We start from the raw sequence: 9891 nt of genomic DNA on the forward strand, positions 1-9891 counted from the left end.
CGCTCCTCCTTAAATCAAATTAGTCCTAATTATGCACTATTATTTTATGTTCTTTTATTTGTCCATTATGATTAACCAAAAAAGAAGTGCCTCCTGCGGCACATGTCCATGCAGGGGGCACTTCTTTTCTAACATAACTATTTTTTTCTGAGACTCCAAAACAACTAAATAAAACCGATACCGAAACAGCTGAAACCGATACCGAAACAGCTAAAACCAAAGCAACCGCCACAGCCGCCACAGCCTCCACAACCGCCAAAACCGCCACAACCAAATCCTCCGCAACGACCAAATCCTCCGCAGCGACCAAATCCTCCACAGCGACCGAAGCCTCCACAGCGCATACCAAACACACGCAGATCTTGGCTCTGAGGATCCATAGGAATTAATTGACCAACTTGGTAATGATCCATTCCCAAACCTTGAAGATCATTTTGAAAATTATGCATTTCTTCCTCCCCTTTATATTTAATAATCAGGGAAATCCATCTCCTGACTTGAGAATAAAGTGAAATGAATTTGTGGGTTTTATGAGATGAAACCATCAGAAAATACGTTTACTCTCTTCAACAAAATATGATTCTTTTTAGGTGGTTGTTACTGATTTAAGAGCCTATTTTATATACGCTTGCCCCCATCTTGATTGGCCAGCGGATACCTGTAAAAGTCATTGCAGAACGATTGGGAAACACTCAGCAAATGATTCTGGGCATTTACGGGCACTCCTATAAAGCGCTGGAAGAGGAATCGGTCATCGCTTTCGAAAAGGCATTACATTTCTTATTTTGAGGGAGGCTTTTAAAACATACCATGTCTTTCATACAACAAAAGAGGACCCTGGAAATCCAAAGGGCCCAAACTCAGTTAATATTTAATTAACGTGTACTTCTTTTTCCCTCTTCTAATAATCGTAAATTGCCCTTCTATCCGATCATTTTCATTAAGGACATAATTTGTATCTGTTATTTTCTCTCCGTTTATCGTAACAGCACCATTTGTAATATCCTCACGTGCCTGGCGCTTTGAAGGAGAGATCTTTGCCGCTACAAGCAAATCAACAAGGTTCCCTTCGGAATCGCGTGCATCAAAAGAAGGAACATCCTTAAATCCTTGTTTTATTTCCGCAGCGGATAAATTTTTCACATCCCCGCTAAACAAAGCTTGCGAAATTTTAATCGCTTGCTGCAATGCTTCCTCACCGTGGATGAGATGAGTCATCTCTTCTGCTAATGCCTTTTGCGCTTTACGAAGATGCGGTTCTGCCTCAACAGATCTATCCAATTGCTCAATTTCTTCATGTGTTAGGAAGGTGAAGAATTTAAGGTATTTGACAACATCGGCATCAGCAGCGTTAATCCAGAATTGGTAGAACTCGTATGGAGTTGTCTTCTCCGGGTCAAGCCAAACAGCGCCGCTTTCAGTCTTTCCAAACTTTGTCCCATCTGCTTTCGTAACAAGCGGAATCGTTAAACCAAATGCCTTAGCACCCTCTGGCTGCATTTTCCTAATTAATTCCAAACCGGAGGTAATGTTGCCCCACTGATCACTGCCGCCAATTTGCAATTTACAATTATTATGCTCATACAAATGGTTGAAATCCATTGCTTGTAATATGGTGTACGTGAATTCAGTAAAAGAGATACCTGTTTCTAGACGTGAAGCAATGGTATCCTTTGCCAGCATGTAATTAACCCCGATATGCTTGCCGATATCACGTAAAAACGAAACAATATCCATAGCGCTGGTCCAATCATAGTTATTCACCATAATAGCACCACTTTCACCTTCAAAATCAAAGATTTCCTCTAGCTGTTTTTTAATACCTGCTACATTTTCTTGTACGGTTTCCAATGTTAAAAGTTTCCGTTCTTCACTTTTGAAACTTGGATCACCAATCATCCCTGTAGCACCGCCAACCAACACGATAGGACGATGGCCATGCTGCTGAAATCTTCTCAGTGTTAGAAACGCAACTAAGTGCCCAATATGCAGGCTATTTGCAGTTGGGTCTACCCCACAATAAAGTGAAATACTTTCCTTGCTTAATACATCTTTTAGTCCTTCTTCATCTGACTGTTGGTAAATAATCCCTCTCCATGTTAAATCCTCTAATAAATTCATTTAAAATCCCTCCGTTTAAAAAATAAAAACGCCCCTGCAAATATGCAGGGACGTAAAATACGCGGTACCACCCAGCTTGAGGAAAAAACTCCTCCAACTTAAAAAAATTAACGGTTTTGACCGTTTTCCGCTACTCACCATTGGTTTCACAGAAAAAGCTCAAGGAGGTAATTCATTCTTCTATATGTATCAGCTTACACCACCGCTGACTCTCTACGAACAGGGATAGAAGAACTACAGTTGTTTCCCATCACAGCTTCAAAATTATTTATTTGTTATTGTTTTTTTAACATATTTCACCCGTCCTGTCAAATAACAACTGGAAATTTCAGAAAAATGTAGAAGCTTGTCAGTTTTTACCCTTCTGTATGCTATAATGGAGGGGATTTTATAATGAGGTGATGCTCTAAATGAATGAAAAAATGCAAGTGTGGATGGAAAAAGCAAAATCCGCACTTACCTTGATAACCCATAGAAAAACAGTAAAAAGTGCCCGAATCACCTATCAGGTTTTTTGGAACCTGTTTCTCCTTGTGCTGACAGTCGTCATCCTCGGAGGATCCTTTGCAACAGGAGTGGGTGCTGGCTATTTTGCCTCACTTGTTAAGGATGAACCCGTTCGTTCGTACGATAGTATGAAGAAAGATATTTATAATTACACGGAAACATCGGATTTATATTTTGCCAATGATGTCTATCTTGGCAGGCTTAGAACCGACCTTGTGCGCGAAGAAGTAAAGCTTGATCATGTTTCCAAGGATTTGTCCAATGCCGTTATTGCAACAGAAGACGAATACTTCTATCAACATAAGGGTGTTGTGCCAAAAGCCGTTTTCCGTGCTCTCTTTCAAGAGGTGACAAACTCCGCTGTTCAATCTGGCGGGAGTACTTTAACCCAGCAATTAATTAAAAATCAAATTTTAACAAACGAAGTTTCATTCCAGCGGAAAGCAAATGAAATATTACTAGCCCTTCGACTAGAGAAATTTTTCGATAAAAAAGAAATTCTTGAAGCCTACCTGAATGTTTCAACGTTTGGGAGGAATTCTTCCGGTCAGAATATTGCCGGTGTTCAGGCTGCAGCAAAGGGAATCTTCGGTAAAAGTGCCAGTGAATTGTCTCTGCCACAGGCAGCTTTCATTGCCGGCCTTCCGCAAAGTCCGTTTGGTTATACACCTTTTACAAGGGAAGGTACAGTGAAGAATAACCTTGAGCCAGGTCTGGCACGCATGAAAACAGTATTGAAAAGAATGTTTGATGGTGGATACATCAATCAACAGCAATATGCGGAAGCTTCCGCTTACGATATTACAAAGGATTTTACTCCTCCTGTTGCGAATCCGCTTGAAAACTATCCGTGGCTTACGTTTGAAATTGAAAAGCGTGCCATTGAGGTTCTTACAACTGTACTGGCCGAAAAAGATGGGCACACAGAAAAAGACTTAAAAAATGATGATAATCTTTATTACAAATATAAAACATTAGCCAGCCATGATTTACATCAAAATGGTTATCAGATTCATTCGACTATTGACAAAGATATTTATGATGCAATGCAAGTGGTAAAGGATAATTATAAAAACTATGGCCCTGATAAACCTCAGGAAAAAGAGGATCCAGAAACTGGTGAAAAGATAACTGTAATGGAGCCCGTCGAAGTAGGGGCAGAACTGATTGAAAATAAGACGGGGAAAATTATCAGCTTCGTTGCCGGAAGAGATTATGATAAACAAAAGCTCAACCATGCAACAAGCGCAGTCAGACAAAACGGCTCAACCATGAAACCGCTGCTTGTTTACGGCCCAGCAATTGAATTAGGTAAAGCCGCACCGGGAACACCACTGCCAGACGTAGCATTAAGTTTGGCTCCAGGCAGAAGCACACCATGGCCGCGGAACTACGATTTAAGGTATAGCGGGATTGTCTCTGCACGTTATGCCTTGGCAAAATCATATAACGTTCCTGCTGTTAAATTATACAAGGATATCGTTGATCAGCAACCGGCTAAATACCTGGAAAAGATGGGCTTTACTTCGCTTATTAAACCGGATTTTGAAAACCTTGCAACATCTATCGGCTCGTTGGAAAAAGGTGTTACAATTGAAGAAAACACCAATGCATTTAGCACATTTGCAAACGGCGGAAAATTTATCGACGCGTATATGATTGATAAAATTGTCGATAAAGACGGCAAGGTTATTTATCAACACGAAGTGAAACCGGTTGATGTATTTAAGCCTCAAACTGCTTATTTAACACTTGATATGATGCGCGATGTTATTAAGACAGGTGGTACTGCCGCGGGAGTGAACAGCAAATTAAACTTTAGGACTGACTGGGCCGGTAAAACTGGTACAGGGAATGAATATATTGATTCTTGGTTCGTTGCAACAAACCCTAATGTTACCTTCGGGATTTGGACTGGCTATGATACACCAAAATCGCTTAAGACTCCCGGCTTGTCCTATAGCCTAAGAACAAATAACCTTTGGGCAGAATTACTCAACTCCGCTTATAGCATTAAGCCGGATTTAGTGGCACCAAAAGAATCCTTTCAAATGCCTGATGGAATTGTAAAACGTTCCTATTGCGTTGTGTCCGGAATGCTGCCATCTTCAGCATGTTCGAAAGCCGGCTTAATCGAAAGTGATTATTTTAATGTAAATGATGTTCCTTCAAAAGTAGATGATAGTTTGCTGGAAAGTAAATTTGTCACTGTTGGGGGTAAAAAATATTTAGCCTTGGATTCGACCCCACAAGAGTTTGCCCAGCTTGGTCTGATATTAAACCCGGCCTTTATTGAAAGAATGGTTGGAAAGAATTTTAAAAATTACAGTCAGCTAATTCCGCAGAAGGATCGATGGGGAAAAGTACTTGTCACTACTGCAAAAATGGTTGATAACGGGAAAAATCCGGATGGAGTAAATCTTGCCGTTTCCGGTAATACCTTAACATGGAACTCCTCACCGGATAATGATGTCGTCGGTTATCGAGTCTATCAAGGTGGCTCTAAGGTAGCGAGCATTGTTAACGGCTCTAGTCTTTCCTTTACAGCTGGCAACGGTGCCTATTACGTAACAGCCGTTGATATCGCCGGTAAAGAATCCGCACCATCGAATCATGTTGAGATTGGGGCAATTCCAGAAGCACCACCAACAGAAGCACCACCAACTACGCCTTAACACATAATAAACCGCACCGAATACATTTCGGTGCGGTTTTACTATTTTTTAATCCTCCATAGTAGATAAATCACCTGTCGGTAAATTTAGTTCCCATGCCTTCAAGACACGTCTCATTATTTTACCGCTTCTTGTTTTTGGCAGCTTATCACGGAAATCAATTTCCCTTGGAGCCGCGTGAGCAGCGAGACCCTTTTTCACAAACTGCCTGATTTCTTCTTTTAATTCATCAGTAGCTTCATAGCCATCTCGAAGTGCAACAAAAGCTTTAATAATTTCCCCGCGAACAGGGTCTGGTTTTCCAATAACACCTGCTTCCGCTACTGCTGGATGCTCGACAAGCTTGCTTTCAACTTCAAATGGGCCAACGCGCTCTCCTGATGTCATAATGACGTCATCTACCCTGCCTTGGAACCAGAAATAGCCGTCCTCATCCATGTACGCAGAATCCCCTGATACGTACCAGTCACCCGGCATAAAGTAGGATTCATACTTCTCCGGATTATTCCAAATGGTGTGCATCATCGAAGGCCAGCCTTTTTTAATCGCAAGATTCCCCATACGATATGGCGGCAGCTCATTCCCCTGGTTATCGACAATTGCAGCCTCTACACCCGGAATTGGTTTCCCCATTGAACCAGGCTTAATGGTCATGCTTGGATAGTTACTAATAAGCTGTGCACCTGTTTCTGTCATCCACCAGTTATCATGAATGCGCTTATTAAATACCTTTGAACCCCATTTAACCACTTCCGGATTTAACGGCTCACCAACACTTAATACATGGCGAAGGCTGCTTAGGTCGAATTTCTTTACCAGCTCATCACCTGCACCCATCAGCATCCGGAATGCAGTAGGGGCACTGTACCAAACCGTTACACCGAAATCTTCTATCATTTGGTACCATGATTCAGGGCTGAAACGGCCGCCAATAATGACGTTGGACGTTCCCGTTAACCATGGCCCAAAAATTCCGTAAGATGTCCCTGTAACCCATCCTGGGTCGGCTGTACACCAGTATACGTCATCCTCTTTTAAATCAAGTACCCATTTTGCTGTTTGATAATGTTGAATCATGGCATTATGTACGTGCAGTACCCCTTTTGGTTTTCCTGTAGAGCCAGATGTATAATGCAAGATTAGACCGTCAGTGCGATCCACCCATTCAATTTTAAGGTCTTTGCTGGCTGATTCAAATTTCTCCAAAAAGTCAATATACTGGCTATTTTCTTCGACATTTTTTCCGATAAGGAAAATATGCTTCAAATGAGGTAATTCATGAACAGGTACACGTTCCAACAATTCAGGTGTTGTCACTAATACCTTTGCTTCACTGTCTTGAAGACGGTCTCTTACAGCCCCTTCCATAAATGCTTCAAATAATGGCCCCACGATGGCACCAAGTTTAATCGCACCTAAAACAGTAAAATAAAGCTCTGGAGACCTTGGCATAAAAATAAATACACGATCGCCTTTTTCGACATCCCCGTAATTTTTTAACACATTCCCCGCCTTATTCGATAGTTCTTTCATTTCCTTAAACGTATATTTCTCATTTCTTGAACCATCACGATAGTATAGAGCAATCTTATTTTTTCGGTGGGTTTTCGCATGACGGTCAATGGCTTCATAGGCCAAATTAACAAGTCCTGTTTCACTCCAAGAGAATTCCTTTTCTGTTTCCTTCCAGTCAAAATGCTTGTACATCTCATCATAGTTGCTTAGATTATGCTCCCCTTGCACAACTGGCAGCGCTTCCACTTTCATTTCCATCTCCCCCTCTTGGCTAATATGAGATTATTATAGTACAAATAGTAACTATTCACAATTTTAAAAATAATATTTAAGAAAATTTTGTTAACAATATAACTTTATATAAAGCAGAAAATTTTGTGAAATCGCTTTCTATCGAACAATTTTATGTATAATAGAATTAATACTAACGATCTCTCAGGTAGGTGACCGTATGGAACACAAAAAGATATACAACGCTAAACAATTAAAAACTCCTCAGGGAACCCTTATTATTGAAGGCCCCATTAATTCAGATAAACTAGCAGGCTATGAATTCCATGAGGATCTTGTTGCATTCCGGCCGCCTGAACAGCAGCATCATGCTTTAATTGGTATTGCTGAGCTCCCGGAAGGGCGAATTATTATTGCCAGACATCGGAACACGATTGTAGGCTATGTAACCTATCTTTACCCAGATCCGCTTGAACGCTGGTCAGAAGGGAAAATGGATAATTTAATCGAATTGGGTGCAATTGAAGTAATTCCTGAATTTCGGGGCTGTTCAGTTGGTAAAAACCTCTTAATCGTTTCAATGATGGATGATGCGATGGAAGATTATATTACAATCACAACGGAGTATTATTGGCATTGGGATTTAAAAGGGACCAAATTAAATGTATGGGATTATCGCAAGGTCATGGAAAAGATGATGTCTGCCGGAGGACTCGAGTGGTATGCCACGGATGACCCGGAAATTTGCTCGCATCCCGCCAATTGTCTGATGGCGCGGATGGGGAAAAGAGTTGATTTGGAGTCCATTCAAAGGTTTGACCGTTTACGATTTATGAACAGATTTATGTATTAAACATTTTCCTGACATTACTCAGGATAGAGGGTGATTTCTCATGATAGTAGAAGAAATTATGAAAACTGATGTAGCAACGCTATTTCCAACTGATACAATTGCAGATGCCATGAATGTAATGGAAGCAAGAAAAATCCGTCACATCCCAATCGTTAATATTGAAGGACATTTAGTCGGGCTGGTTACAGTGGCAAAAATTAGGGAAGCCACCCCGTCCATTTTTCATGCCAATGAACATCCTGAAGATTTGAAAAAATCACTGGAGACAATAATGGAGCGAACTGTCATCACAGGACATCCGCTTGATTTTGTGGAAGAGGTGGCAGGGCTTTTCTATGAACACAAGATCAGCTGCATTCCCATCATTAATGACCGGAAACTGGTGGGAATTGTAACCGAAACGGATTTGCTGCGCACAATGGTTGAGTTAACGGGTGCACATCAGCCGGGTTCACAAATCGAAATTAAGGTGCCAAATCTTGCCGGTGTACTTAGTGATATTACTACTGTTATCAAAAAACGGAAAGCGAACATTCTTAGTGTACTCGTTTATCCCGATAAAACGGATGATCATTTTAAAATTCTAGTGATTAGGGTGCAAACAATGGATCCGACAGCACTTATTCAGGAACTTAAACAAGCGGGACATCATGTTCTATGGCCAAACCTTCCGGGGATTTCCCTATGAGTGACAACTGCTCCTTTGTTTTTTCAGAAGAACTGCTGAATTATAAATTCAGCAGTCATCATCCCTTTAATCAATTCCGGCTTAAACTAACAGTAGACTTACTAAATAAAATAAATGCACTGGATCCTGATCATGTGATCGCTCCAAAAATGGCATCTGAAGAAGAGCTATCCCTTATTCATGACAGTAGTTACATAGAAGCGGTGAAAAAAGCAGGACATGGACAGCTTCAGCAGGAAATAGCTGAAAACTATGGGTTGGGTACAGAAGATACCCCTATATTCCCAAATATGCATGAAGCTAGTTCCTTATTGGTTGGCGGTACATTAACGGCAGTTGATCAAGTGATGACAGGCCAGTCTCTCCATGCTCTACATCTTGGCGGGGGATTGCATCACGGCTTTCGCGGCAAAGCATCCGGATTTTGCATTTATAATGATAGTTCAGTAGCAATTAAATATTTACAGGAAAAATACCATGCACGCGTGTTATATGTTGATACGGATGCCCATCACGGTGATGGTGTTCAATGGTCATTTTATGATGATCCTAATGTATGTACCTTATCGATTCATGAGACTGGTAGATATTTGTTCCCGGGAACAGGAAATATTAATGAGCGAGGACAAGGAAAAGGCTATGGCTATTCCTTTAATATCCCTGTCGATGCCTTTACTGAAGATGAGTCATGGCTCCAAGCTTACACACAATCCATTAAGGATGTAGCTGAGTTCTTTAGACCAGATGTGATCCTCACTCAGAATGGCGCCGATTCGCATTATTTAGATCCGTTAACACACTTATCGGCAACAATGAAAATCTATCGGGAAATACCAAAAATCGCCCATCAAATTGCCCATCAATACTGCAATGGAAAGTGGATTGCTGTAGGCGGGGGCGGATACGACATCTGGAGAGTCGTTCCAAGAGCTTGGGCACTCATTTGGCTCGAGATGACGGAAAACTCAAATTGTTATGGCAGATTACCGGAGGCTTGGCTCAATCAGTGGCAAAAGGAATCACCAGTTCCATTGCCAAAAGAATGGGATGACCCTGATGATTTGTATACTCCGATCCCTAGAAAAGCAGAGATCACGGAAAAGAATTTACTTACGCTTGAAAAAGCACTATATCCGATTCGTAATCAGCAAAAAAGTGAATCCATGTAAAAAAGGCTGCCGTATTGGCAGCCTTTTTTGAAGTGATAAGAAAAGCATATATTTCTATTTTGAGAATTGTCCAGCTCCAGCACCCTAGCGGCTAGTGTCCTTCGCTCTCCGCCCTACGATAAGTCAACATCG

General features: G+C 41.2%; 7 protein-coding genes, 1 pseudogene and 1 other annotated feature. Of the genes and pseudogenes, 5 read left to right on the forward strand and 3 right to left on the reverse strand.

Annotated features, from left to right (window positions below; translation table 11 throughout):
- Positions 1-164: 164 nt before the first annotated feature.
- Complete coding sequence (locus tag BABA_RS28535; protein WP_420806023.1) at positions 165-545, reverse strand: heterocycloanthracin/sonorensin family bacteriocin; 381 nt, start codon at positions 543-545, stop codon at positions 165-167.
- A 76-nt stretch (positions 546-621) separates the two neighbouring features.
- Here BABA_RS28535 and BABA_RS28605 point away from each other — a divergent pair.
- Positions 622-789 (forward strand): annotated as a pseudogene (locus tag BABA_RS28605) (site-specific integrase); the annotation flags it as partial.
- Between the two features lie 75 nt (positions 790-864).
- On the opposite strand, the gene tyrS reads toward BABA_RS28605, so the two are convergent.
- Positions 865-2121, reverse strand: coding sequence for a tyrosine--tRNA ligase (tyrS, locus tag BABA_RS21865; RefSeq protein ID WP_007087430.1), 1257 nt, complete (start codon positions 2119-2121; stop codon positions 865-867).
- A 43-nt stretch (positions 2122-2164) separates the two neighbouring features.
- Positions 2165-2384: a binding site (T-box leader), on the reverse strand.
- A 147-nt stretch (positions 2385-2531) separates the two neighbouring features.
- On the opposite strand from tyrS, the gene BABA_RS21870 reads away from it, so the two are divergent.
- Complete coding sequence (locus tag BABA_RS21870; RefSeq protein ID WP_007087431.1) at positions 2532-5303, forward strand: transglycosylase domain-containing protein; 2772 nt, start codon at positions 2532-2534, stop codon at positions 5301-5303.
- Between the two features lie 48 nt (positions 5304-5351).
- Here the strand turns inward: BABA_RS21870 and acsA are convergent, their stop codons facing one another.
- Positions 5352-7070: an acetate--CoA ligase gene (gene acsA / locus BABA_RS21875; RefSeq protein ID WP_007087432.1), complete on the reverse strand. Its 1719-nt coding sequence runs from the start codon at positions 7068-7070 to the stop codon at positions 5352-5354.
- Between the two features lie 199 nt (positions 7071-7269).
- Between acsA and BABA_RS21880 the strand changes: the two genes are divergently transcribed.
- From BABA_RS21880 to BABA_RS21890, 3 genes are read left to right on the forward strand one after another with little or no spacing between them, the layout of a single operon-like run.
- Positions 7270-7902 (forward strand): GNAT family N-acetyltransferase, encoded by a 633-nt coding sequence (locus BABA_RS21880; RefSeq protein WP_007087433.1) that lies wholly within the window; start codon positions 7270-7272, stop codon positions 7900-7902.
- A gap of 40 nt (positions 7903-7942) precedes the next feature.
- Positions 7943-8590, forward strand: coding sequence for an acetoin utilization AcuB family protein (locus tag BABA_RS21885; RefSeq protein ID WP_007087434.1), 648 nt, complete (start codon positions 7943-7945; stop codon positions 8588-8590).
- A complete protein-coding gene (locus BABA_RS21890) occupies positions 8587-9759 on the forward strand; it encodes an acetoin utilization protein AcuC (RefSeq protein WP_007087435.1) in 1173 nt (390 codons plus the stop codon). The genes BABA_RS21885 and BABA_RS21890 overlap by 4 nt, the downstream gene beginning before the upstream one ends.
- Positions 9760-9891 lie beyond the last annotated feature (132 nt).

It is taken from the genome of Neobacillus bataviensis LMG 21833, from assembly GCF_000307875.1.
GTDB classification, from domain to species: domain Bacteria; phylum Bacillota; class Bacilli; order Bacillales; family Cytobacillaceae; genus Neobacillus; species Neobacillus bataviensis.